23 protein-coding genes and 3 tRNA genes are annotated in these 24,348 nt (G+C 49.9%); 8 read left to right on the top strand and 18 right to left on the bottom strand.

Features of this window, described 5'->3' with window-relative positions; all coding sequences use genetic code 11:
• Positions 1-8 precede the first annotated feature (8 nt).
• The 5 genes from ACIKP9_RS03290 to gloB form a co-directional block, all read right to left on the bottom strand.
• Positions 9-833, bottom strand: a complete 825-nt coding sequence (locus ACIKP9_RS03290; protein ID WP_400879245.1) for an ABC transporter permease — start codon at positions 831-833, stop codon at positions 9-11.
• A complete protein-coding gene (locus ACIKP9_RS03285) occupies positions 830-1,849 on the bottom strand; it encodes an ABC transporter permease (RefSeq protein ID WP_400879242.1) in 1,020 nt (339 codons plus the stop codon). Before ACIKP9_RS03285 ends, ACIKP9_RS03290 begins: the two co-directional genes overlap by 4 nt.
• A 52-nt stretch (positions 1,850-1,901) precedes the next feature.
• A complete protein-coding gene (locus ACIKP9_RS03280) occupies positions 1,902-3,557 on the bottom strand; it encodes a peptide-binding protein (RefSeq protein ID WP_400879239.1) in 1,656 nt (551 codons plus the stop codon).
• 12 nt (positions 3,558-3,569) lie between these two features.
• Entirely contained in the window at positions 3,570-5,132 is a 1,563-nt protein-coding gene (locus tag ACIKP9_RS03275) for a LysM peptidoglycan-binding domain-containing protein (RefSeq protein WP_400879236.1), read from the bottom strand.
• Positions 5,133-5,246: 114 nt separating this feature from the next.
• Positions 5,247-5,999 (bottom strand): hydroxyacylglutathione hydrolase, encoded by a 753-nt coding sequence (gene gloB, locus ACIKP9_RS03270; RefSeq protein ID WP_400879233.1) that lies wholly within the window; start codon positions 5,997-5,999, stop codon positions 5,247-5,249.
• Positions 6,000-6,050: 51 nt separating this feature from the next.
• Between gloB and ACIKP9_RS03265 the strand changes: the two genes are divergently transcribed.
• From ACIKP9_RS03265 to dnaQ, 3 genes are read left to right on the top strand one after another with little or no spacing between them, the layout of a single operon-like run.
• The gene (locus ACIKP9_RS03265; RefSeq protein ID WP_400879230.1) at positions 6,051-6,773 is read left to right on the top strand and encodes a methyltransferase domain-containing protein; all 723 of its coding nucleotides are present in this window, start codon (positions 6,051-6,053) and stop codon (positions 6,771-6,773) included.
• The gene (gene rnhA / locus ACIKP9_RS03260) at positions 6,766-7,224 is read left to right on the top strand and encodes a ribonuclease HI (protein WP_400879227.1); all 459 of its coding nucleotides are present in this window, start codon (positions 6,766-6,768) and stop codon (positions 7,222-7,224) included. The genes ACIKP9_RS03265 and rnhA overlap by 8 nt, the downstream gene beginning before the upstream one ends.
• Positions 7,225-7,232: 8 nt before the next feature.
• On the top strand, positions 7,233-7,922 hold the full coding sequence (dnaQ, locus tag ACIKP9_RS03255) for a DNA polymerase III subunit epsilon (protein ID WP_400879224.1): 690 nt from the start codon (positions 7,233-7,235) through the stop codon (positions 7,920-7,922).
• A 10-nt stretch (positions 7,923-7,932) separates the two neighbouring features.
• On the opposite strand, the gene queD is transcribed toward dnaQ, so the two are convergent.
• Genes queD through ACIKP9_RS03235 form a run of 4 tightly spaced genes read right to left on the bottom strand, consistent with a single transcriptional unit; the run spans position 7,933 to position 11,469 of the window.
• Positions 7,933-8,373, bottom strand: coding sequence for a 6-carboxytetrahydropterin synthase QueD (gene queD, locus ACIKP9_RS03250; RefSeq protein WP_400879221.1), 441 nt, complete (start codon positions 8,371-8,373; stop codon positions 7,933-7,935).
• 46 nt (positions 8,374-8,419) lie between these two features.
• Positions 8,420-9,343: a histone deacetylase family protein gene (locus ACIKP9_RS03245; RefSeq protein ID WP_400879218.1), complete on the bottom strand. Its 924-nt coding sequence runs from the start codon at positions 9,341-9,343 to the stop codon at positions 8,420-8,422.
• Positions 9,340-10,212 carry a ribosome small subunit-dependent GTPase A gene (rsgA, locus tag ACIKP9_RS03240; protein WP_400879215.1) on the bottom strand — a complete coding sequence of 291 codons (873 nt, stop codon included), beginning with the start codon at positions 10,210-10,212 and terminating at the stop codon, positions 9,340-9,342. The genes ACIKP9_RS03245 and rsgA overlap by 4 nt, the downstream gene beginning before the upstream one ends.
• A gap of 3 nt (positions 10,213-10,215) precedes the next feature.
• On the bottom strand, positions 10,216-11,469 hold the full coding sequence (locus ACIKP9_RS03235) for a M48 family metallopeptidase (protein WP_400881838.1): 1,254 nt from the start codon (positions 11,467-11,469) through the stop codon (positions 10,216-10,218).
• A 105-nt stretch (positions 11,470-11,574) separates the two neighbouring features.
• On the opposite strand from ACIKP9_RS03235, the gene orn reads away from it, so the two are divergent.
• A complete protein-coding gene (gene orn, locus ACIKP9_RS03230) occupies positions 11,575-12,123 on the top strand; it encodes an oligoribonuclease (RefSeq protein WP_230347251.1) in 549 nt (182 codons plus the stop codon).
• 241 nt (positions 12,124-12,364) lie between these two features.
• Here the strand turns inward: orn and glgA are convergent, their stop codons facing one another.
• The 5 genes from glgA to hpnC all read right to left on the bottom strand — a co-directional run bounded on the left by glgA (position 12,365) and on the right by hpnC (position 17,372).
• Positions 12,365-13,822 carry a glycogen synthase GlgA gene (gene glgA / locus ACIKP9_RS03225; protein ID WP_400879211.1) on the bottom strand — a complete coding sequence of 486 codons (1,458 nt, stop codon included), beginning with the start codon at positions 13,820-13,822 and terminating at the stop codon, positions 12,365-12,367.
• Positions 13,823-13,949: 127 nt separating this feature from the next.
• Entirely contained in the window at positions 13,950-14,360 is a 411-nt protein-coding gene (locus ACIKP9_RS03220; protein ID WP_400879208.1) for a phage holin family protein, read from the bottom strand.
• A gap of 17 nt (positions 14,361-14,377) precedes the next feature.
• Entirely contained in the window at positions 14,378-15,700 is a 1,323-nt protein-coding gene (gene hpnE, locus ACIKP9_RS03215; protein ID WP_400879206.1) for a hydroxysqualene dehydroxylase HpnE, read from the bottom strand.
• Entirely contained in the window at positions 15,685-16,521 is an 837-nt protein-coding gene (gene hpnD, locus ACIKP9_RS03210) for a presqualene diphosphate synthase HpnD (protein WP_400879203.1), read from the bottom strand. Before hpnD ends, hpnE begins: the two co-directional genes overlap by 16 nt.
• Positions 16,518-17,372, bottom strand: a complete 855-nt coding sequence (gene hpnC / locus ACIKP9_RS03205; protein WP_400879200.1) for a squalene synthase HpnC — start codon at positions 17,370-17,372, stop codon at positions 16,518-16,520. The genes hpnD and hpnC overlap by 4 nt, the downstream gene beginning before the upstream one ends.
• 99 nt (positions 17,373-17,471) lie before the next feature.
• Here hpnC and ACIKP9_RS03200 point away from each other — a divergent pair, with 99 nt between their 5' ends.
• The 3 genes from ACIKP9_RS03200 (at position 17,472) to ACIKP9_RS03190 (ending at position 18,893) form a co-directional block, all read left to right on the top strand.
• On the top strand, positions 17,472-18,218 hold the full coding sequence (locus tag ACIKP9_RS03200; RefSeq protein WP_400879198.1) for an S-methyl-5'-thioinosine phosphorylase: 747 nt from the start codon (positions 17,472-17,474) through the stop codon (positions 18,216-18,218).
• Positions 18,208-18,741, top strand: a complete 534-nt coding sequence (gene def / locus ACIKP9_RS03195; RefSeq protein ID WP_400879195.1) for a peptide deformylase — start codon at positions 18,208-18,210, stop codon at positions 18,739-18,741. The genes ACIKP9_RS03200 and def overlap by 11 nt, the downstream gene beginning before the upstream one ends.
• A gap of 64 nt (positions 18,742-18,805) precedes the next feature.
• Positions 18,806-18,893, top strand: a tRNA-Ser gene (locus ACIKP9_RS03190).
• Positions 18,894-19,145: 252 nt separating this feature from the next.
• On the opposite strand, the gene ACIKP9_RS03185 is transcribed toward ACIKP9_RS03190, so the two are convergent.
• Positions 19,146-19,865, bottom strand: a complete 720-nt coding sequence (locus tag ACIKP9_RS03185; protein ID WP_400879192.1) for a S24 family peptidase — start codon at positions 19,863-19,865, stop codon at positions 19,146-19,148.
• A 777-nt stretch (positions 19,866-20,642) separates the two neighbouring features.
• Here ACIKP9_RS03185 and ACIKP9_RS03180 point away from each other — a divergent pair.
• Positions 20,643-21,734 carry a phospholipase A gene (locus ACIKP9_RS03180; RefSeq protein ID WP_400879190.1) on the top strand — a complete coding sequence of 364 codons (1,092 nt, stop codon included), beginning with the start codon at positions 20,643-20,645 and terminating at the stop codon, positions 21,732-21,734.
• A 61-nt stretch (positions 21,735-21,795) separates the two neighbouring features.
• Here the strand turns inward: ACIKP9_RS03180 and ACIKP9_RS03175 are convergent.
• The 3 genes from ACIKP9_RS03175 to ACIKP9_RS03165 form a co-directional block, all read right to left on the bottom strand.
• Positions 21,796-21,871 (bottom strand) — tRNA-Glu (locus ACIKP9_RS03175).
• 40 nt (positions 21,872-21,911) lie between these two features.
• A tRNA-Ala gene (locus tag ACIKP9_RS03170) sits at positions 21,912-21,987 on the bottom strand.
• A gap of 74 nt (positions 21,988-22,061) precedes the next feature.
• Positions 22,062-24,344, bottom strand: coding sequence for a lipopolysaccharide kinase InaA family protein (locus tag ACIKP9_RS03165; protein ID WP_400879187.1), 2,283 nt, complete (start codon positions 24,342-24,344; stop codon positions 22,062-22,064).
• Positions 24,345-24,348 lie beyond the last annotated feature (4 nt).

The raw sequence follows: 24,348 nt of genomic DNA, 5'->3' as shown, positions 1-24,348 counted from the left end.
TGTAATCACTAGCTTGATTGCGAAGAGCGTGGGTCGTAGACATCACGCAGGCCTTCACCGAACAGGTTATAGCCAAGCACCGTAATCAGGATTGCTAGTCCAGGGAATAAAGATAGCCACCAGGCGAATTGGATATATTCCTTGCCGTCAGTGAGAATATTGCCCCACGAGGCTTGTGGGGCTTGCACACCTAAGCCAAGGAAACTCAAGCCGGACTCGATCAGCACTGCACTAGCCACGCCAAGCACAGAGCTAACAATGACTGGCGTCATGCTGTTTGGTAACAGGTGCTTGAAAATCAATCGATTATCGCTGGCTCCCAGGGTTTCTGATGCCATGACGAATTCACGATTACGTAGGCTGAGAAATTCGGCGCGAACGAGTCTCGTGACGCCCATCCAGGAAGTGAGCCCGATGATGATCATGATGTTCCAGATGGATGGTGTCAGGAAGGCGATCACTGCCAGAATCAGGAAAAAGGTGGGGATAGATAGCATCACGTCTACAGTGCGCATGATCACCACATCGACCCAGCCGCGATAATAGCCTGCAATCGCGCCCAGGATAATGCCAATGAAGGTCGCGATGCCAACAGCGACCAAACCCACCAATAGCGATATACGTGCACCGAACAGCATGCGTGAGAAGACATCCCTCCCCAATGCATCTGTACCCATCCAGTGACTGGATGAAGGGCTGAGCAAGATGGCCTTGACGTCAATTGCATCTGGATCGTAGGGCGAGATTAAGGGGGCAAGCAACGCCAGCAGGAAGATGCTGGTGATAATGATGAAACCGGCAAGTGCCAAGGGGTTGGAAAGTGCACGTTTCATTGCATGACTCCACGGCGAACACGAGGGTCTGCCCAGGCATAGGCAAGATCAGCCAGCAAGTTGCCGATAAGCGTGAGTGCAGAGCCTATGGTGAGTATGCCCATGATGACAGGGAAGTCGCGCATTAGCACGGCATCATAAAATAGTTTCCCCATACCAGGAATGGCAAAGATAGATTCGGCAATTACGGAGCCTCCAATCAACCCAGGGATGGATAGGCCAAAAATCGTGATCAGCGGCAACAAGGCATTGCGCAAGGCGTGGCCATAAACCACGCTGTTCTCTGGCAAGCCTTTGGCACGAGCCGTCGTGATGTAGTCCTGATGCAATACATCCAGCATGCCATTACGTACAAATAGCGAAATGCCAGCCAGGCCGCTCAATGCAGAAATGAAGACGGGCAAAGCCATGTGTTTCAACGCATCCCAAGCATAGGCCAGCCAGTGCATATGCTCTGCACCCTGGCTATGTAGCCCTGAAATAGGTAGCCAGTCATTGATCACGCCAGTCCAATACATGAGTAACAGTGCTAGCCAGAAACCGGGGATGGCGAATCCGACAAAAACGAAGAGGGTAATGGCACGGTCCGGCAAACGATTCTGCGTAAGCGCCGAGATGACACCTAGTGGTAGCGCAACGATAATAATGAGCCCTAGGCTCAGGACATTGATCAGCAAGGTGATAGGTAATGCTTCCTGGATCATCCCTGGGGTGACATTGCCGTCCTTGTCCTTGGTTTGCCAGAACACGGGGCGCTGATGCGTGGCAAAGGAAGTACCAAAGTCTAGCTTCACCATGCGCTCTAGCCACAAGCCATATTGCACGATGACGGGTTTATCCAGGTTGTACAGCTCGCGCAGTTTTTGGCGTGATTCTTCACTGGCCTTAGGGTCAAAACCAGCCTCGGTCATGGTAATGTCACCGGGAGCAAGGTGGATAATGAGGAAAGACACCAAGCTGATGCCGATCAGCAGCGGCACCATCCAGAAAAGACGTTTCAACAAATATTTCAGCATGTTGCAGCTTCCAGGCGAGCTGATAGCGTATCAGTCGAAATGGCGATCAATATCACTGGCTGATCTCCGTGCGTCGTAATGGCCTAGGAATGTACCAGTCCTGCGAGTTATGCCCAATGCCAGCTGGTGGCGCCGGGTTGTCTATGCCCTTGATGCGTTTATGCATGGCCTGTAAGCCATAGCCAGCAAATAGGTAAACGATCGGGCTGTCTTCCAGGAGGATTTCGGCAAATTCATGATAGATGCTCATGCGTTTGTCGGGGTTGAGCTCCATGCGGCCACGTTCCAATAGGCGATCAACGCGTTGATTTTTGTAGCCAACAAAGTTGAATTGGCCCGGCGCTTGTTGTGAGGAGTGCCAAATGGCATATTGATCAGGATCAATCGCAAGCTGCCATCCAAGTAATACTACATCGAAGTCACCAGTCTTGATAAAACGGCCAATAAAGCTGGCCCACTCCAGTACCCGAATTCTCACATCAATGCCGATATCCTTGAGCCTGCGCTGAATCAGGACGGCACTCATCTCACGCTGTTTATTCTGGTTGGTAAGGATTTCAAAGGAAAGAGGCTTGCCATTTCGCTCCAGAATGCCATCCTGGTTTTTCTTGAAGCCAGCTTGCTTTAGTAAAGCGAGTGCTTTTGCAGGGTCGTAAGCATAAGGTTTCAGGTTGGGATTAGACCAACGTGTGCCTGGTTTGTAAGGTGAGGCAACAGGCTCACCCATGCCTAGCAATACACCATCAATCAACTCTTGTTTATCAATAGCGTAATTGATGGCTTTACGCACGCGAATATCATCAAACGGCTTGTGCTTGAGGTTAAAGCCTAAATAGGTATAGCTATTTCCTAGTTCCTTATAGAGCGAGAATTTTTTTTGCAACTCAGGGCGTGCCGGGAAGATACGCGCATATTGCACAGGCGAGAGACTCATGGTGTCGATATTATTCGCCATTAACTCGAGGAATTGCGAGGCTTCATCCGGGATAAAGCGGCTCACCAGCCGGTCTATGCGCGGCTGGCCCTGTGTCGAGAGCAGATTACGTACCAATGATATCTGCTCGCCTGGACGCCATTTTTCGAGTTGATAGTAGTGACTACCGACGGGGTTACGGGCAAACGCTGTATTGTTGATATCCTTACCCTCAAGCAGATGCTTGGGCAGGATGTCGAGACCTGCCCAGGAATTGACTGCCGGAGCATACGGTTCGGCATAACTGACCCTGAAAGTACGGGCATCTGGGGTTTCAGCCTTGATGACGAGTTTGTAGTCGGAGGCGTAGGGTGTGCGTGTTTTATCGTCGGTAATCAGTTTCCAGGTAAACAAGACATCTGCGCTGGTCAGCGGCTTGCCATCAGCCCACTTGAGATTGGGCTTTAACTTGAACGTGATGATTTTCTGGTCCGCGGATATGTTCCAAGATTCAGCCAACTCACCTTCAAACTCCAGGTTCTTGTCATAGCGTAGTAAGCTGCTGAAGATATTCTGTGCGACGGCAGATGCTGCAGCTTCGCCGGCAATCATGGTAATCAGGCCACTCGGCTCACCACGCGTGGCATCAATCATCGTGCCACCATTTTCTGGTGGATATTCCAGATCGTAATTGACTACTTGATCCGCGCTAGGGCGACCACAGGCTGACAGGCCTATTGCCAATAATAGGCTCAATAGGGCGGGGTATTTCAAAACAGAAGGATATTCACGCATGAAAAACCAGCATTAAGCCTCGCCAGGGCGGGAGACGGTCAGTTTATTGCCAGGGGATATCTGGGAGCCGGTCAGGTTATTCCAACGCCTCAAATCTTTACTTTGAACATCAAATTTACGTGCAATGCTATCCAAGGTGTCCCCACGCTTAACCACATAATGGCGGGTTGCTACGGGCTTGGCTTGGCTCGGGATTGATTGGCTGCTAGTAATGGCAAGGATTTGACCAGGCTTGAGGTTGCTGGACTTCAGGCCGTTAGCACTAAGAATTTGCTGGTTACTTAGGCTGTATTTCTTGGCAATGCTGCTGATGGTATCGCCGGCTTTGACAATGTGTTTGATTGTAGTGGAAGGGGCGGAGATAGTGCTTGGCATGGCAATTTGTCCGTGGTCTGCAATGGCAATCATTGCATCACTATTACCCTGTGACTGAACAGGCACCAGCAATGGGGTGTTGTTAGCGATATTGTTTGCACTCAAGCCATTAATATCCCGCAACTTTGCCGTATCAATGCCGAATTTCCGCGCGATGCTGTCCATACGCTCGCCTCGTTTCGCATGATAGGTTTGCCAACTGACGAGTGGTTTGTCATAAACAGCTAAATTGTTGCTGAATATTTCGGCAGCACTGATAGGTAGCAGGATTTCATGCACCTTGCCATTAGCTGTTAGCACAGGGCGATTGTATTCAGGGTTGAGCGAAGCGAACTCTTCTGCAGAGATTTCAGCCAATTCTGCCGCAAGCTTGGCGTCAATTTGCTGTGGTGCAGTGACTTTGACGAAGTAAGGTCGATTGGGAATGCTTTGTATATTTAATCCATAACGCTGTGGATTGGTCATGATATTTTTGACCGCTTGCAGCTTGGGGACGTAATTTTTTGTTTCGTCCGAAAGTTCAAGGCTTTGATAGTCGGTTGGCAGCCCTAGGCTGCGGTTGCGTGCAATTGCACGGCTTACTGTACCCTCGCCAGCATTGTAGGCGGCCAGGGCAAGATCCCACGTACCAAACATGACATATAGTTTTTGCAGGTAGTTGAGTGCCGCATTGGTGGCGGCGGTGACATCACGGCGACCATCACTCCACCAATCCTGTTTCAGGCCGAAATTCTTGCCGGTAGATGGGATGAATTGCCAGATGCCAGAGGCGCTACTTCGGGACAGCGCCTGCGGGTTGAACGCGCTTTCTATCATGGGCAGCAGGGCAATTTCAGTAGGCATGCCACGCTTTTGCACTTCTTCAACGATATGGTAGAGATAGCGCTGGCTGCGATCTATCATGCGCTTGACATAATCAGGGCGAGATGAATACCAGCTCTCATGAGTGCTGGTGATTGGTGATTGCAATTCAGGGATGCCATAGCCATCGCGAATGCGTTGCCATAGATCAAGGGTAGCCAAGCTATCCTGGCTTTTGAGATTAGTGCCATCCGGCATGTATCCGGCAATATCGTCACTAGGATAATCGCCAAGGATGACGATTTCGTCGCCGACCACATTGGTGACAGCGTAAGCTGCGGGAGCTGTAATAATGGGTGATGCTAGTAATACCAGCTTCAGCAGGGACTTCACAGTCATTCACACTTCTCGTGATGGCTTCGGGTGCTAGGATAGTAGCGAATGATGGAATGCAGCGTCAAGTCTATAGGGGAAATAAACATCTCACTTGAAGTCATATCATTATCTCAATGATTAAAAATGATTTCTTAATTCCCGGATGGTTGTAAAAACACTAAGGGGATCACGCTCTTTACTACCTGATGCTTGTGCCAAGCCAGGCTCATGACAACGAAGGAATGGATTGGTAGCTAGCTCTAATCCGATGCTTGACGGCAGGCTGGGTAAGCCTTGGGCGCGCAGGGTGCCTGTAGCTTTTGCTCGTGCCAGTAAAGCGGCATGATCAGGCTCTAGTGATAGGGCAAACCTGAGGTTGTGTTGAGTATATTCATGGGCACAATAAACAGCGGTATCGACAGGCAGGCTTGCGAGCTGTTGTAACGAAGCCAGCATTTGCGAAGGCGTGCCTTCAAACAAGCGGCCGCAACCAGCTCCAAATAAGGTATCACCACAGAATAATATGCCCTGGCCATAATAGGCGACATGCCCCAGGGTGTGCCCGGGTATCTCCAATACGGAGAGTGATAGCCCCAATGAAACAAAGTCTAATTGATCTCCCGCGCTGATAGCATGGTGAGGGAAAGCGTATTGTTCTTTCTTTGGTGCGTAAGCTTGAGCAGAGGTGGCAGAGATCAATACTTCAACACCACCAATATGGTCAGCATGATGGTGGGTGACCAAGATGGCATCTAAATGTAGGCTCAATGCTGTTAATACATTGAGTACGGGTTGTGCATCCCCAGGATCAACCACGATGGCATGGCCATCATGATGTAATAGCCAGATATAATTGTCGTCAAAAGCGGGAATCGGGATAATTTCAGGCATCGAAGTGATTAATCAATAGATGATGCCTATTAATGATAGGTTAGGGCCCTGATGTCAACAGAGAAGCAAGAGGAATGGCTTGCCAGCCCATTGGGGCAATACCTGCAGGAGCAGGAACAAGCATTGTTTGACAGGGTTGTGCATGATATTTTTGGCTTTCATGCCATGCAATTTGGCATGTTGGGCATGCCCTTATTAAGACATTGCCGTATTCCTTTTCAATTCAATGCGGATGTTGATCACGGGGTAATACAATGCGCGTCACATCAACTGCCGATTCAAGCTGATAGCCTGGATTTACTCTTATTGCCGCACGCCCTGGATTTCAGTGAGCATCCGCACCAGACGTTGCGCGAAGCAGCCCGTGTGCTGGTGGCGGAGGGGCATATCGTCATTACTGGTTTCAACCCAGTGAGTACATGGGGTTTACGTCGGTTGGCGAACGATACCGACGATTATCCTTGGGATGCCAACTTTCTTAGCCTGATGCGTGTGAAGGATTGGCTTACCTTACTGGATTTTGAAATTATTGAGTTAAAGATGGCATGTCATATGCCCCCATTGCGTAATAGCTCTGGGCAAGGCCGCCTAAGCGCGATTGAGCGCCTGGGATCACGGTTTTGGCCATTGATGGGTGGGGTATACTTTGTCCTGGCGAAAAAACGCGTGATCGGTATGCGCCTCATCAAGCCAGCCTGGAACAAATCCAAGCTCAAGGCTGGCCTGTTGCCAACACCAACCCAAAGAACGGATATACAGAAAAAACATGAGTGATAGCAGTGTAGTAGAGATTTATGCCGATGGTGCCTGCAAAGGCAACCCTGGGCCTGGTGGCTGGGGAGCCTGGTTGTCGATAGCAGGGCATGAGAAAGACCTGTACGGTGGGGAGTTGAATACTACGAATAATCGTATGGAGCTTACCGCGGTGATCCGTGCGCTGGAGGCTTTGAAGCGGGAATGTAAGGTAAAGATTTATACCGATTCCGTGTACGTGCAAAAAGGCATTACGGAATGGGTGCATGGCTGGAAGGCAAGAAACTGGACGACTAGTGATAAAAAGCCAGTCAAGAATGTAGATCTCTGGAAAAACCTTGATCGCTTGGTGCAACAGCACCAGATCGAGTGGATATGGGTAAAGGGGCACGCGGGTAACGCTGGTAATGAGCGCGCTGATGCGCTTGCCAATAAGGGAGTTGACCAGGTGCTTGGGCGAGAGGTGGCATAAGAATGGGCATGAGACAGATTTTCCTCGATACCGAAACTACCGGGCTTTATCACGCTCAGGGGCATCGTATTATCGAAATTGCCGGGGTTGAGTTGATCAACCGCAGGCTGACCAACAACCATTTCCATGTGTATCTCAATCCAGACCGTGAGATTGATGAGGCCGCGCAGGAGGTGCATGGCATCACCCTGGAGTTTCTGCAGGATAAGCCTCGTTTCCCCGATATTGTGGATGACTTCCTGCAATTCGTATCTGGGGCAGACTTGATTATCCACAATGCGCCTTTCGATATTGGTTTCCTGAATGCCGAGCTGACGAGGATAGATAGACGCAACATTGAGCAGAGTGTCGAGGAAATTATCGATACGCTGAAAATGGCCAAGGAAATGCGGCCTGGTCAACGCAATAACCTGGATGCTTTATGTAGGCACTATGGCATAGACAATTCTTCGCGCACGTTACACGGCGCTTTGCTGGATGCGGAACTGCTGGCTGATGTCTACATGGCCATGACCCGCGGCCAGGAAAGTCTGATCATCGACATGCTGGACCAAGGCCCTGCGGACAATATTCATGAGCTTCAATTAACGCGAAGCAAGCCACTAAGGGTCTTGAGCGCGAGTGATACTGAGCAGGCCGCGCATCAGGAGTATTTGCAAGCACTGGCCAAAGGTGGTGCTTGTATATGGTCGCAATGACCATAAGATGTCAGGCTAGGGCATCCGCCCAGCTATTGGGCGTTTCATAGAGGCGCACCCGCTCCAGCTTGAGTTGGGTGCCATAGGTGTCGTGGTATTCCGCCTGGAGGATACGGAATGCTTCTGCCGCCATGTTTTCAGCCGTGGGAACACGATTGAACACTACTGTTTTATGGTTGGGCAGGCTGCGCAAAAAAGCTAATACTGCTGTATCGTCCTGATACACCAGGAATGCATGATCCCATTGGTCGACCACGCAGCGCTTGGCAATCGCCTTGACGTCAGAAAAATCCATCACCATCCCGTTGTCAGAAGCGCCTTCCAGCTCGATGATGTTGCCAGAAAGCGTAATCTCCATCGCATAGCGATGTCCATGCAGGTTGCGGCATTGGCTTTTATGGCTGGGGATACGATGACCAGCATCGAATTCAAGGCGGGTGGTGATTTGCATGGCGCGATTATATCAGCAAAGACTGCGACAGCTTCATGCCACTGAATCAAAGCCCGGCAAGCGTGCGGATGTGCATGGTAGCGGATGCCGCCAATGAGGGCAGGTGATAGCCGCCTTCGAGCACAGAGACAATGCGCTGCTGGGCATGCTGCTTTGCTATGGCCATAGCAAATTCGGTGATCCAGCGGTAATCCTCGGTGTTGAGTTTCAGCTGGGCCAGTGGATCGTTTGCATGTGCATCGAACCCGGCGGAAATAAATAACATCTGTGGCTGGAACCTCTCCAATGCTGGCGTAAAGTGCTGCAATACCGCCTCGCGAAATACCTGCCCATCACTTCCTGCAACCAGAGGTACATTAATCATATGGCCAGAGCGAGTATCCGCACCACGATGTGGATAGAAGGGGTGCTGAAAGGTGGAGCAAAGCATGATGCGTGGATCGTTGCGGAAAATATCCTCGGTACCATCTCCATGGTGCACATCGAAGTCAAGAATGGCGATACGATCAAGTGGGTAACTTGCCAACGCGTGCGCAACACCAGCAGCAATATGGTTGAAGATGCAGAATCCGGCAGCACGTGATTTCCCGGCATGATGTCCTGGTGGCCTGACGCAGCAAAACGCGTTGCGAGCCTGGCCTTGCATCACCAAATCGGTGGCTTTGATGACTGCGCCTGTCGCATGCTGGCAGGCGCTAAGTGACATTGGCCCCATGGCAGTATCGGGATCTAGTCGCACGATACCCGCACGTGGGGCAATACTGCGGATGTGTTGAACATACGCGGCATCGTGCACACGCAACCATGCCTCATCGCTTGCTAGGGGGGCGTCATGACGTTGTAGCTTATCAATAAGTTTTTGCTCGGCAAGCGCATCCATGATGGCAGTGATGCGCGCTGGGGATTCCGGGTGCTTGCCATCCATGACATGTAGCAGCGTATCAGGATGAGACACCAGTGCCGTTTTCATGTCATTTCTTGCCGCAATTGCTGATAGAAGCCAAGGCGCCGTGGCGATATCGCTCCGGCATCAACTGCTGCTTGGATCGCACAGTCAGGCTCTTTTAAGTGGCGACAGTTGTTGAAGCGACATTGGCCAAGATACGGACGAAACTCGACAAAGGCTAGCTCCAGTTGCTCGGCATCCAGGTGGTGGAGGCCGAATTCCTGCAACCCAGGGGAATCGATCAGCTTACTTTGGGCATCGAGATGATAGAGGTGTGCCGCCGTTGTCGTGTGCTTTCCGCTATCCAGGACAGTAGAGACTTCCTGCGTTCTTACCATTTTATCTGGCAGCAAGGCATTGACGATGGTGGATTTTCCCATCCCTGATTGACCGACCAAGACGCTGGTTTCGCCTTGTAGCCATTGCTTCAAGGGGGCAATGTTGTCGCGTGCCGAGAGTGGCTGTATGGTGTAACCCAAGCCAGCATAGTCTTGTAGCCGTAGTAGCACGTCGTCGGCATTATCCAGATCACACTTGTTGAGTACGATCACAGCCTTGATCCCAGCAGCCTCGCAGGCAACCAAGCAACGATTCAGCAACTCTTCATAAAAGCTTGGCTGCGTCGCTAGCACGATCACAGCTTGGCTCACATTGGCGGCCAGCATCTTGCTGCGGAAGCTGTTGCTGCGGTATAGCAAACTACTCCTGGGCTCCAGTTGCTCGACTACGGCTTCATTCGGGCCAGTCAGTTTGACCTTGACCTTGTCACCACAGGCAAGATCGGTTTTCTTGCCCCTGGTGACGCAGCTTAACTCAGTGCCATCTTCTAGTTCTACGCCATAGCGCTTGCCGTATGAGGCAATCACCAGACCGTTTAATAATGCATTTGACAAGGTTTACTGCGCTGTAAAAGTGCTGAGCCTAGCAATGCGGATGCTGGCTGGCGGGTGTGAATCATAAAATGCCGAATGTAGCGGGTCTGGCGTGAGCGTGGATGCATTGTCACGATATAGCTTGACCAATGCCTCCACCAAGTAACGTGCATCTGCATTTTGTGCGGCGTATGCGTCGGCCTCGAATTCATTCTTGCGAGAATAGCCAGCCAGTAATGGACGCAAGAGAAATAAGAAAATCGGGCTGACCAGCAAGAATAAAATGAGTGCCATGTAGTTGCTAGGCTGCTCAACGCCCAGCCCTGCGTAGAACCATGACTGTTGCGTTAACCAGCCGAGCAGTGCCAGGCCAATGAAGCTGACGAAAAACATCAGCGCAATGCGCTTGATCACATGCTTATGCTTGAAGTGGCCGAGTTCGTGCGCCAACACAGCCTCAATTTCATCACCACTCAAGCGATCCAGTAGCGTATCGAAAAAAACCACGCGCTTGCTTGCGCCAAAGCCGGTGAAATAGGCATTGCCGTGGCTGCTGCGTGTGGAGCCATCCATCACGAACAGCCCTTGCGACTTGAAACCGCACTTGGTCAGCAAGGCTTCAATACGGTTTTTCAGGGACTCATCTCCGAGTGGCGAGAATTTATTGAACATAGGGGCGATGAAGGTTGGGTAGATCGCCAACATCAGCAGGTTAAATACACTCCAGACTACCCATAGATATAGCCACCAATAGTCACCCGCTCCCTGCATCAGCCATAGCGCGGCGAACAGTAGTGGAGCACCGAGTAACAAACCGACGATGGCGTGCTTGACCATATCCTTGAAGTACATGGCAGGCGTCATTTTGTTAAAGCCAAAATGCTGGTCAACGACGAATGTGCGGTAATAGTCGAAAGGTAAATCAATAATGCTGCTGACCAGCAATGCACTCAGGATGACGACTGCACCACGAATGATATCGTACTCCGGCAATACGCCGCGCCAGGCGCTATCGATGAGTTGCAATCCGCCACCAATGGTCAGTAACAACAAAAGCACTGCCTGCGCAATGGTTTCAATCAGCGCCAGCCGTGTCTTGGCAGATGAGTAGTCGGCGGCTTTTTGGTGGGCCTCCAGGCTAATGCTTGCGCTGAATGCATCAGGTACTTTGCTGCGGTGCTGTTGGATATAGTGCACATGTCGCCGACCCAGCCATAGCCGAATCATTGTAGTTAGCGCCAGGAGCGAGATGAACAGGATAGTGAGGTTCGTAGCCATCATTGTGCTTATTTATCAGTTAAAATATTGTGTTTATTTTGAAGCAAGAACCGGGTGGAAGGTTCACCTTTATTTACATTCGGTCACATTTTAATGGAAATCATTATGGCACAACACAACGACAACCTCATCTGGCTAGATATGGAAATGAGTGGCTTGCAGCCGGATAGCGACCGTATTTTGGAATTGGCGGCTGTGGTTACCGACGCTGAACTGAATGTTTTAGGAGAGTCGCCAGTATTGGTTGTGCATCAGTCCGATGCCGTTCTTGATGGTATGGATGCCTGGAATAAGGGCACGCATGGGCGTTCTGGCTTGATTGACAAGGTGAAGGCATCTACTTTGGATGAGGCGTCAGCTTCACAACAGATGATCGAATTCCTTAAAGAGTTTGTACCCGCGGGTAAGTCGCCAATGTGCGGCAATTCCATTTGCCAGGATAGGCGCTTCATGGCGCGTTATATGCCTGAGCTGGAGACTTATTTCCATTACCGTAACCTGGATGTCAGTGTGTTCAAAGAGTTGGCAAGACGCTGGCGCCCAGCCCTGATTGCCGGCTTCAAGAAAAGCAGCAAACATGAGGCTCTGGCTGATATTTATGAATCTATTGATGAGCTCAAATATTACCGTGAGCACTTCATTCGCATGGAGTAGGTGCAGGAATAGCGGGCAAAAAAAAGGGGTGCGTCAGGCGCACCCACTAAGGGAGGAGAAGTATAGCTTTGGAGAAAGCTCGCATTTCAAAGAGTAGTGCTGCATGTCATTTACTCTGCGTTAGGTAGCATAATAGGGTGGAAGTGTTGCTGAATTATTGCCGAGGCGGGTGAAATGGTTAGCAAACTGTTAAATAGTTGTAACAGTTTGCTATTTGATCTGATTTGCTGAGCCTTTTGCTCTAGGGGAGCCTTGCCAATGCCTTGTATAGATCAAGGTAAAGTTTAGCGCTATTGGCCAAGCTAACGTCGCGGCGCATGCCATTACGCTGGATTTTGCGCCAAGCCCTAGGATCATGGTAATACACCAAGGCACGCTCTACAGCGCTTAATAATTGCTGAGCCTCAGCTGACTCCATGACAAATCCTGTTGCCGTGTTGTTTTTCATGGTACTGCTATTACTATCGCGCACTGAATCGGCAAGGCCACCGGTGCGCGTGACGATAGGTGGAGTGCCATAGCGTAGGCCATACATCTGGTTCAACCCGCAGGGCTCAAAGCGTGAAGGCATGATGAATATATCCGCGCCAGCCATGATCTGGTGCGACAGAGGCTCTTTATAGCCGATACTGACACTGACTTGACGTGGATGGCGCTTGGCGAGTTCCTTGAAGCCATTTTCCATCTGTGTTTCACCGCTGCCCAGTACCGCAATTTGGCAATGTTTTGCCAACAGTTTTTCTGCAACCTCCAGGAAAATATCCAATCCCTTCTGGTGCGTGAGCCTGCTGACTACGCCAAGCAATGGCTTATGAGGGGCAGCCTCCAATCCCAACTGTACTTGAAGCGCTTTTTTGACAATTTTCTTGTCAGCCAAGTGTTCGAGATTATACGTTTTGGCGAGGTAAGGATCGGTAGCCGGGTTCCACTCTTGAATCTCAATGCCATTCAAAATGCCACGAATCTCGTGACCTCTCGCGGCAAGTAAGCCTTGCATGCCAAAGCCATATTGCTCGGTCTGTATCTCTTGAGCATAAGTCGGGCTCACCGTGGTGATGCTGTCAGCGTAGTAGACGCCAGCCTTGAGAAATGACATCTGACCATAATATTCCACGCCATTCATCTGGTAACTATCTGCGGGCAAGCCTAGGCGCTGTACCCAATCAGGAGAAAAATTACCCTGGAATGCCAGGTTGTGAATACTGATGATGGAGGTTGCGTGACGAGCACTCGAATGATGCAGGAATGCGGGGGTAAGGCCGCTTTGCCAATCATTGCAGTGGACAACATCAGGGATCCAATCACGAAGAGGGGAATCCTCGCTACTTAATAGTGCAGCTACCTTGGATAGTATGCCGAAGCGCAAGGCATTATCGTTCCAATCATTACCATGGCTGTCGGTGTATGGGCCACCGGGTCGATCAAATAATTGAGCGCTTTCAATGACCATAACATCAACACCAGTATCAGGCATCTTGCCTGCTAACAAGTTGATGCTGCCAACTTCTGGCAGATGGTGTATCTGGGTAATGAGGTGCTTTTCTTGCAGCTTTGCCAGTACTGCGGGATAGCCTGGTAGCAAGATACGGATATCCATACCCAGATCACGAATGGCGGCAGGCAAGGAACCGCTGACATCGGCCAGGCCGCCGGTCTTGATTAAAGGATAAGCTTCGGAACTGACAAAAAGGATACGCAAGATGATGGACTCTTTGCTTTTTTGAAGTAGAAGTGGCTCTGTGTTGGCGCGTTATCTATTGAAGCATATCAAATAACCATGGCAGCGAACATCCACCATTAAAGGCAGCTTGAATGACCGAGGGGCATTAGATCGAGATAGTATCCGGGCTGTTGCCAATCGGCATTGTCAGTGCAACACCTTGGCTAGGCAGGAGCCATTCAATCAAAAAGCCGAGTACAGCAATGAAAATGCTGGCAAAGAAAGCGGTCCAGAAGCCAGATAGCTCAAATCCCTTAATAAGCTTGGCTACCAGCATAATCATCAAAGCGTTCACGACCAGTGCGAAAAAACCGAATGTCACCAAGGTGAGTGGGAAGGTAAGCACAAGTAATAAAGGGCGGATAACGGCATTGACGAAGCCTAATGCCAGAGCCGAGATCAGCAAGGAAAGCCGCGAAGAAAACTTGAGGCCAGGGAAAATCAAGCTGGCAATCCATAAGGATAGGCTCATGATTCCCCAATGTAATATAAAGTCATAAATTTCATTTGAAATCATAATATTGTATTTTTAAGTTAATGTGAGTTAATAATATTTTTTGCCGCTTGAAAGCCACTTCTGATCGCGCCTTCTATGGTGGCAGGATAGTCCAGTAAAGGGCTGCCAGTCCCTACATAATCCCCAGCTAGCTGTATGGCTGGGTACATCGTGGCTTGGCCTGGGCGCTCCTGCGCTGCTGTGCAGGCAAAAGTGGCGCGCTTTTCTGCAATGACTTTATGCCATAGGGGGGTAGTCTTTAGCAGTGCTGGAAAAACAGTTTGTAGCTCTTGATGTAGCTTGAGGGCGAGGTCGGACTGAGTCAATGTCTGATGTTTGCCCTCCGCACTGATGACAATCGCGAGCAAGCCCGCTTGCCCATACAGCTGCCCACGGTCGAACACCCATTGTCCAAGCTTGCCAGTCAAGCCGTGCATGGCTTGGGGTAAGGCTATTTCAGGAGAGTATTGCAGATATATCGTATAAATAGGCTGATATTGCAAGGATTGGCATTGAGTGACGATATTTTCCGTACCCGGTAACGATGCCAGCAATCCAGTCACTCGAAAAGGGGAGGTAGCGATAATCACATGGCTAACATCCTGCCATTCGTCCTTGAGTTGCAGTTCTACCCCATGCGCTAGCGACCGTAAACTTTCTACGGGTGCATTGAGGTAAATCTTGCCGCCATGTGACTCAATGAATTTGGCCGCCGGGTCAGCGATGAGTGTGGATAGGTCAGCACGAGGCAGGAGTAAGTCACTATCTGATTTCTTGTGTGCAAAACTATCCCGCAGCACGTTGAGAAACGCTTGCGCGCTTGCGGTCGCAATCGGAGTGTTAAGCGCTGCGAGGCAGAGCGGCTCCCACAGCATGCTGATAAGTCTAGGCGGCTGGTTTGCTAGCAGCTGTTGTAATGCAATGTCTTGGGGCAGGCTGAATCGCTTCAGCCTCAGGCTTGCCATGAAGCGTACGGCAGCCAAGCGCTCACGTAAGCTAAGGCCTTGGGCTTGCAATAGCCCAACTAGAATATGCAAGGGGGCAGGCAGGCTGGACTGACTTGTAAGTGAAAATTCACCTGGTATTTCCAGCTTCAGGGGCAAGCGTAGTAACGCAGCTTCAACATCTACGCCACACGTGTGCAGCAATTGCAGTGTCTGCGCGTAAGCACCAAGCAGGATATGCTGGCCGTTATCCAGTGTTGTGTCTTGCCAGGTGATACCGCGTGCTCGCCCACCCAGTTGATGGCTGGATTCAAATAGGGAGGTCTGGATGCCAGCTTCAGTGAGCCTGACGGCAGCGGCTAATCCTGCGCAACCGCCGCCAATCACCGCGACATGCGGTGCTAATTGCGAACCCATGTCAGCCAGGCGAGCCAGAGTTTGCGAATAGGAGTGAGGGATACACGGGCATTGAGTACTACCTGAATATCATCTGACTTGATTTCCTTGAGCAAGGTACGGTAAATCGCAGACATGATGAGGCCAGTGCGCTGCGGTTTGCGATCTTCTGGAGGCAATTCAGCCAGCGCTTTATCGTAATAGCGCTCAGCACGTTCTGCCTGGAATTCCAGTAGTTGTCGCATATTGTCAGAGGGCTTGCCTTGCAGGATATCCTGCTCACTGACACCGAAGCGCGCAGCCTCGTCTAGCGGCAGGTAAATTCTACCTCTACGGGCATCTTCACCCACATCGCGGGTAATGTTGGTGAGCTGGAAAGCCATGCCCAAATCCAGCGCATATTGCAGGGTTTGTGGATTGGTGTAGCCAAAAATAGAGGCAGAGAGCAGGCCGACTACGCTGGCAACGCGATAGCAATACAGCTCAAGTTCGGCAAAATCACGGTAACGATTTTGCTCCAGGTCCATTTGCATCCCATCAATGATGTCGAGGAAGTGCTGCTGTTTAAGGTTGAGTACGCTGACCGGGGTTTGCAAGGCTTGAGTGACAGGGTGCTGAGGCTCGCCTGCATAAAGGTTGATGATTTCCTCGCGCCACCAATTAAGCTTGGTCTGCGCGACATTTATATCCTGCACTTCATCAGCAATGTCATCGACTTCGCGGCAAAAAGCATAGAGTGCAGTGATCGCCTCACGCTTGGGTTTGGGTAGAAACAGGAAGCTGTAATAAAAGCTGGAGCCGCTGGCTGCGGCCTTCTTCTGGCAATATTCTTGCGGACTCATTTTTTCCTCACCGCGCGGTAGAGCATATAGGCCCAGTCTGTTGGTTTAAGGACTGGACGTTGGTTGAAAACATCACCTCGTGCATGGTGCAGCTTTTTCAGGATGCGCTCCCCGCCGGCAATAATCATGCGCATTTCCAAGCCGATGCGCCCAGGCAAGGCCAAGCCTAGTGGTGCACCTGATTGCAGTAGCTTGCGAGTACGGTTGACCTGGAACTCCATTAACAAGCTCCATGTGCCCTGGGTGTTTTGACTGGCAATCTGCTGTTCGCTCACCTTGTATTTTTGCAACTCATCCAGCGGCAGGTAGATGCGATCCTTGCGATAGTCGATCTCAATATCCTGTAGAAAGTTGATGAGCTGCAATGAGGTGCAGATTGCGTCCGACAAAGCAATGTTGCGGGGAGTGGCAGCCTGGTATAGATGCAGCATCAACCGCCCGACCGGGTTGGCTGAACGGCGGCAATAATCGATGACTTCGCCAAAGTTAGCGTAGCGTGCCTTGACGACATCCTGGCTAAATGCTGAAAGCAGATCATAAAACGGCTCCAGCGGCAGGCTACGTTCCTTGATCATGGCTTGCAACGCCTTAAATAAAGGAGTGTCAGGCGTTGTATTGCTCCTGATTTGATCAAGTTGTGTGCGAAAGCCATCGAGCAAGGCCAGGCGCTCTTCGGAAGATAAATCACCTTCGTCGGCGAAGTCATCCGCCTGGCGAGCAAAAGCGTAGATCAAGCCAACGGGAGCACGTAGATCCTTGGGAAGAAGCACAGAGGCGACTGGGAAATTTTCGTAATGGGCTTTGGCAAGCGCCATGCTCTGCTGGATAGTAGCTTGGGTGGATGTGGTCATAAGCGGCCTAAAGTATGCCATAAAACGCCTGTCATCGCGTCTTGTGGCAAGTGAAGATTGTTGCGCTACAATGTGTTCATCCGTCACAGTGGAGTTTTCATGCTAGGTATTATTGGTGGTACAGGGCTAACCAAGCTGGCCAATCTCAAGATTAAACGCAGGCAGATTGTACGTACGCCTTACGGCGAACCTTCTGGGCCATTAACCTATGGGGATATTTGCGGCTACGAAGTCATTTTCCTGCCACGGCATGGGCATGGCCATACCATTCCACCTCATATCGTCAATTATCGTGCGAATATCTGGGCGCTACATTCTGAAGGCGTGCGTGACATTGTCTCTGTTGCAAGCGTTGGCGGTATTCATGAGAGCCTTAATCCAGGTGCGATTGCTTTGCCAGACCAGATCATTGATTACACGCATGGTCGCAAAAACACCTATTATGATGGTGGCGAATTGCCAGTGAAACATATTGATTTTACTGAGCCTTATAGCGCAAGGCTGCGTAACTTGTGCCTGGAGGCAGCGGTGAATATTGATGAGGTGGTGATTGATGGGGGAGTCTATGCTTGCGTGCAAGGTCCTCGCCTGGAGACGGCAGCGGAAATCAATCGCCTGGAAAGGGACGGAGCGACCATGGTAGGCATGACGGGGATGCCGGAAGCAGCGCTCGCACGCGAGCTCGACATGCATTACGCCGCCATTTGCCCGGTAGCCAATCATGCGGCAGGCAGGGGCAGCAGCGCACATGGAATCCAGTACGATCACATGGGTGATGTATTGAATGAAGCCATGCAACGCGTTCGCAACCTCATCGAAAGGGTAGTGGTCGGCCATGCCTGTTAAGCCTGTATTGAAAATGGGGGAGCCGCTGCTGTTGCAAAAAGCAGCCCCCATCGAGCAATTCGATACACCTGAACTCCATGCCTTGATCAAGGATATGGAGGACACCATGGCGCACTTGAACGGTGCTGGTATTGCCGCACCACAAATCGGGGTAAGCCTGCGTATTGTGATTTTTGGCGTGGGGCATAATCCACGCTATCCAGATGCCGAGCAAGTACCGTATACTGTACTTATTAACCCAACGCTGACCCCAATTGGTGAAGAGCTGGAGGATGGTTGGGAAGGGTGCCTTTCGGTTCCTAGTATGCGCGGCGTGGTGCCACGTTATCAAAGGCTGCATTACAGTGGGTTTGATCAATATGGCAAGCCTATAGATCGCCTCGTGAGCGGTTTTCATGCAAGAGTGGTGCAGCATGAATGTGATCACCTTGATGGCATTCTCTATCTCATGCGTATTCGCGATCTGGCACAGTTTGGCTTTACAGATGTACTTTTCCCTGGGATGGTTGTTGAAGACGATTAATCTTGTGCTAGAATGGCGGCCTTTCAGCCAAACCACGGTTGAATGGTATTAAACTCTCAAAAACGGAAGTGTGGCCGAGTGGTTGAAGGCACCGGTCTTGAAAACCGGCGACCCGCAAGGGTTCGTGAGTTCGAATCTCACCGCTTCCGCCAGTAAGTTCTCCTCATCGCGCCGTTTCAAGCCCATTCATAATTTCCTGGGGCATTAAGGGCTTATTTACTTTATGCCCTCTCAAAAAACTTGCCCAATCATCCTATTTCTGTAGCTATTCCATAAACAGCTGCTAGATTTTTCCCTGATGACCCATTGAGATAATTTTTGAGATTATTAGCAGGCATTCATGAAACGGGGTGGCGGCTAGTGTCGCTACCCCGTTTATTTATTCCAGCTTCAAAATAGCTCTACTATAACTTGAAGCGGCCAAACTTAAATGGAATGACTTTTCCGATGACTTTGAAGCACTTAGCTTCCTCTGCGCTGTAGATTTCCGGGGGCAAGTCTCCGTCATTGTCATTCCTGACAACAACGGTGCCATCCAAGCGTAATTGCACGCGTTTTATTCGGATAAAGTCATTCTGGCCAATCACATATACCGCATTGTCATCGAAAGCACGGCAGCGTATATCAACCAATACCTCATCACCATCATGCATGGAAGGTTCCAGGCTAGTTCCTTTCACCGTGAATATCTTTAGATGCTGAAATGGAGTATCTAATTGGCTGCTGGATGGATTGAAGTCAATACTTTCTACCAAATATTCATCCAGGGATTCATAACGATAATTAGGTTTTTTGTATCGATCAACTTTGCTGGAGGAAACCAAATAATCATTGGCGATATGTGCTTTGCTGCCTGAGCCTGTTGTATATCGATAAGGGGCAGGGCGGCCATTAGGATATTGCTTATTGATTAACTGCAACACACTAGAAGGTGGTAAGTATTTCTTTGTCCGGCCTTTTCTACCTCGGCTCGCCACTTCGATATAAGGCCATTTTTCCGCATTAACAATCACATCCCAGCCTTGGCGGGTGCCAGGCTTTCCGGGTAGGCGTAATTCAGCAAGTTCTTTGCACGAGAAATAAGATTCTTCATTCTCAACTTCAGGGGGGGTAGAGGTTTTCATAATAAATTATCGATTTAATATTTGACAATTAACACTTGCTTATTTACTATCGTGTTTGGATTTGATTGGTATAGTGTTAAATACAATCAAACCATTCTCCCCGATAAATTATGTAGCTATGTTCCAGTGAAAACTGGAATTAAAGCAAGCAGTGTCAATGGATTATCATACTCTTGATGTCCCTATATGCAACCCATATATAGAGCCGTATGCTTTTGTTTTATTAATAAGGCATCTGTAATTAATAAATCCTTCGCTACCATCCAGTAGCCCCGAACTACTTCAAACCATCCAGCAGATATTGGCTACATAGGCTATTTTTACTCATCTTCTTGAGGAAAATTATCTGTACCTTCCGCAATATATTGGCGTATCAAAGGAAGATTTTTTGCACATATGCGGCCGTTTCTTATGCCGTGCATATGGGGAGCAAAACCAAAGCTGGGTTGCGATAAGATTCGGTGCAGTTATCTTGCAGCAGAGCGGGATGTATTGTCGCTTGCGAGATACTGGCAATGTGTGGAGTGATGAAGATGTTGCCATTTTTCAGGCGGCATTGCGGTATCTAGAATATCAAGTGCAAGTTCATGATGAACAGCGGGCACAAAATATCAGCTGAATTGTCCAATTTAAAGAATATCCCAATTAGTATGACGACATATCATTAACTTTTAGATCAGGAAAAACATGCATTTTCCTCATTATCTGCGCGCGGTAGTGATGAGCTTTATATTGGTGACGCCATCTCATTTAACATGGGCAGGAGCACAGTGGCTGATGGTTGCCCAAAGTGAGTCTGTCAATGTTGGGCAAGCCCTATCAATCCAGATCATCAAGCCCAACAGTCATGAAGCTTGGCCACAAGTTATGCGATTAAGTTTGACGGGGGCAGGTGTTAGTGATGAAGTCGAGTTAACACTGCAGGAAAGTAGCGATGAAAATCCACTGGGCAGGATATACATTGGAATGCCTCGGCAAAGCTTTGCTGGCGTGGTGCGCGCGACATTGACAGGGCAATCTTCCAATACTATTTTACTATTAGCTAATACTGAAAATACACCTGTAGAAACTGCTGTATTGCAAGCTGAAGAGCTGGATAAGACTGCAGCATCCTCCAATGTAGCACCGCAGGTTGTGATTGCAGCTCCAGGTGATGAACCTGCATTAAGCCCAGAAGAGCCGATTTATTTTATCTTTGGCAATGGCGAGGAGCATGGTGCCGATGCGCGCTTTCAGATTAGTTTTAAATATCGCCCATTTGAGCCTAAAGGTTCTGTGGCGCAATATGCCCCATTCCTGAGTAATTTATATTTCAGTTACACCCAAACCACACTCTGGGATATTGGCGGGGACTCTAGCCCATTCCGAGATACTAGTTATCGGCCTGGATTATTCTATCGCTGGGCAGGAAGCTCCCAGGGCTTGTTTCCTGATAGTTGGCGTCTAGGTATTGAGCATGAGTCAAATGGGCAGGGCGGGGTAGACTCTCGATCACTTAATATTGCTTACCTGCGCCCGAGTTGGCATATGGACTTCGCGAATGGCCGTCGATTGACATTTTCTCCCAAAATTTATGCCTATCTCGACAAGGATGAAAACCCTGATATTCAGCATTATCGTGGATATGCAGATTGGCAGCTACGGTATGGGCGAGAAGATGGCTTAATGGTCACGGGGCTTTATCGGCAAGGCACCAAGGGTTACGCTTCCGGGCAACTAGATATTTCATATCCTTTGAGTGACCGCATTCTGTCGCGTACGGGCACATTTGCCCATCTACAACTTTTCTCGGGCTATGGAGAAACGCTGCTTGATTACGATAAGGAAAGGGATACCCAGATTAGATTGGGGATTTCTGTGACGCGATAATGATGATCTAGCGTTATTGTAGGCAATAAAAAACCCAGCATTAGCTGGGTTTTTTATTTACTGGCGTCCCCACGGGGATTCGAACCCCGGTTACCGCCGTGAAAGGGCGATGTCCTAGGCCTCTAGACGATGGGGACTTCATCGTCAGATATCCGGAATAATCCGAATATCTAGTTTTGGTGGAGATAAGCGGGATCGAACCGCTGACCTCTTGCATGCCATGCAAGCGCTCTCCCAGCTGAGCTATACCCCCGAAAAAGAGCCGCTATATTAATGATCCAGATGTTGCCTGTCAACGCTTACAGGCCAATTAATACAAATAAAATGCTATTTCTTCTTAAACAGGCGTTTGATCGCTTTGCGCCCAATCCGCTTCTTCATGCCAACCTTGAAGTCATAAAGATGAAAAGGCAGTCGTTGACGCCACCCAAACGGCTGATTGAGCTCCTTTAAGTACATGCCAACCAGTTGATTACGACTGTGCCAGGGGAGCTTTACGCACACGCGCGTAAGGTCCGAAAGCCTCTTGGGCAAAGGTGTGCCATGGTTAAAGAAATGGGCGCGATTGGTATCGATCAGGGAGAATCCCAATTGGCCATTCTCGAGCTTTGTCACCAGGATATTGCCGCCAGAAAGATCACGGAAAAATACACCCTTGGCATGCATGTTGAGCAAGTAGCGTGTCAGTTGCGGGTAGATTTGCTCAGCAGTCACTCCCAAATAGGCAGTCTCGCCATTGTTGAAGGCCGCAAAAATGTCCCGGATCGAGAAATCTGTAGGAACAAATTCACAGATATAGTAGTTCTGTAGCAAGGAGCGATCACCATGCATTTCAAAGTAGGCAACAGGTGCCGCGGCATCTACACCTCGACGTAATAGCTCGTTGGTACCGTTCCAGCTGCGCTTGGCTTTGGATAACTTGAATTGATCAAACAGTTTTTTGTGAACATGCATTTTGACCGGTTGCTTGACCACCAACTTGCGGCCAGGGTCTCGTGGATCATCTATCATCCAGATGGCATTGCGTGCCTTGCGCAAGATAGCATCCTTGGATGGCTTAGGTAGGCGCGACGGATGCAGGGCATTGCTAAGCAAAGCAGCTTCTTCGTCATTGCTTGCGACTAGGATGCCACGCCATTCATGATCTTGATAAGCGTGATGGTGCTTTTCTTCGCCGTGTCGCTGAATCGATAGGTTGGCGAATAGGCCTTTTTCTGTTTTCAAGGTGATGTTCCTTCCCGATGGCCAGGTGATATAGAGTGGCGATTCGCTTGCCAAACCAGGCCTTGCCGATAACTCTTTCCCTTCACGGCTGGTGTATTGGGCTTGCTGCAGCTCGTTGAGTTGATAATGGTCCGCCAGTACAGCGCCTTTGCCGTTGGTAGTCCAGACCGCATGCACCATGGTGTTCTGGTCTTTGAAGGCATGTATTTCCAATCCATGGCTGCTGCGCAAAGCACCTAGATAATGGCGGCCGGGAATCAGGCGGATAAAGGCTTGCATGGTGTAAAAGCTCGGCCTGGGTCTAAACTGCCTAATATCTCCCGTCACACTAGCATAGTGGGTGATGCGCTCCAGTTCGGGGTAGCTTTCGCTGCCGTCATCAATCAGGCCTTCGCGGTAGCAGATCAGTGGCCCCCAAAAAGCTTGGCTTAAGGCACCTGAGGCGGCACAAAGGATCATGTAGCGTGCCAGGTAATCGGCTTGTTTTTGCTCGCCATCTGGCAATAGGCGCAGAATGCGCGGCAAAGTCCAGAAGGCGGACGGCGACATGACCTCTTGAACACCATGATCGGCCGTGATTTTGTGCAACAAGCGTGCCTTTTTGACCAGATTGAATTTCAGCGCGGTGGCTTGCCGATATTTCAGAATACGATGATCAAAGCGCTCAGGCTCTGTGGAGCGCTCGCTAAACAGGTTGTTGGTATGCACATCAGGTAACTGATCACGCTCCTGTAGGATTTCTAGCAGGCCAATGTTGTATAGCGGTTCAAAATCGCTGATGTTAGGCCCGGCTAATTTGATGCCATGCTGTTTGATCTCGCGGTAGGCAATCTCCCAGGTCTTGAGGAAGCCCTGCGGGGTGTAACCTGCCCAACGTTTGCGATTAATCGTCGAGCCAATTTCTATCATCTCAACGCGGTTGCCATACTGTGCTAGCACCTGTTGTAAAAAGTGATGCCACGTTTGTTGGGCTGCAGCACTCTCCATATTGATGGCCGCATCAAATGGCTGAACCAGGTGCAACATGACGCTAAAGCCCCTCTCAAGGAGGCGCTCCAAAAAACGAGCTGCATCATGCCCAATATCACTATAGGTGAAGTCGAGCCGTACTTGGCGTAGGCCGAGTTCATCCAGGCGTGCAATCACATAATCATCAACTTCTGGATTGCTCGACGTCGCCACGCCAACACCCGCAAAGTTAACAGGGACATCATGTGCTGCCGGTGGCAAGTGGCTATCTGGCAGCATCATTTTTCCCTTGAGGATATACGCCAATCCTTTGCGTATGATTTCCCAGGTCAGCATCGAAGGTTGACGCGATTGTGTCTTGGGGCCGCTGGGCTGAGCGTATTCCTGTGGTGATGTTGTTTTATGAATGATGTCCATCTAA

Origin of the sequence: Methylobacillus methanolivorans (genome assembly GCF_044751345.1) — a bacterium.
Lineage (GTDB): Bacteria > Pseudomonadota > Gammaproteobacteria > Burkholderiales > Methylophilaceae > Methylobacillus > Methylobacillus methanolivorans.
This window is presented reverse-complemented; position numbering and strand designations above follow the sequence as displayed.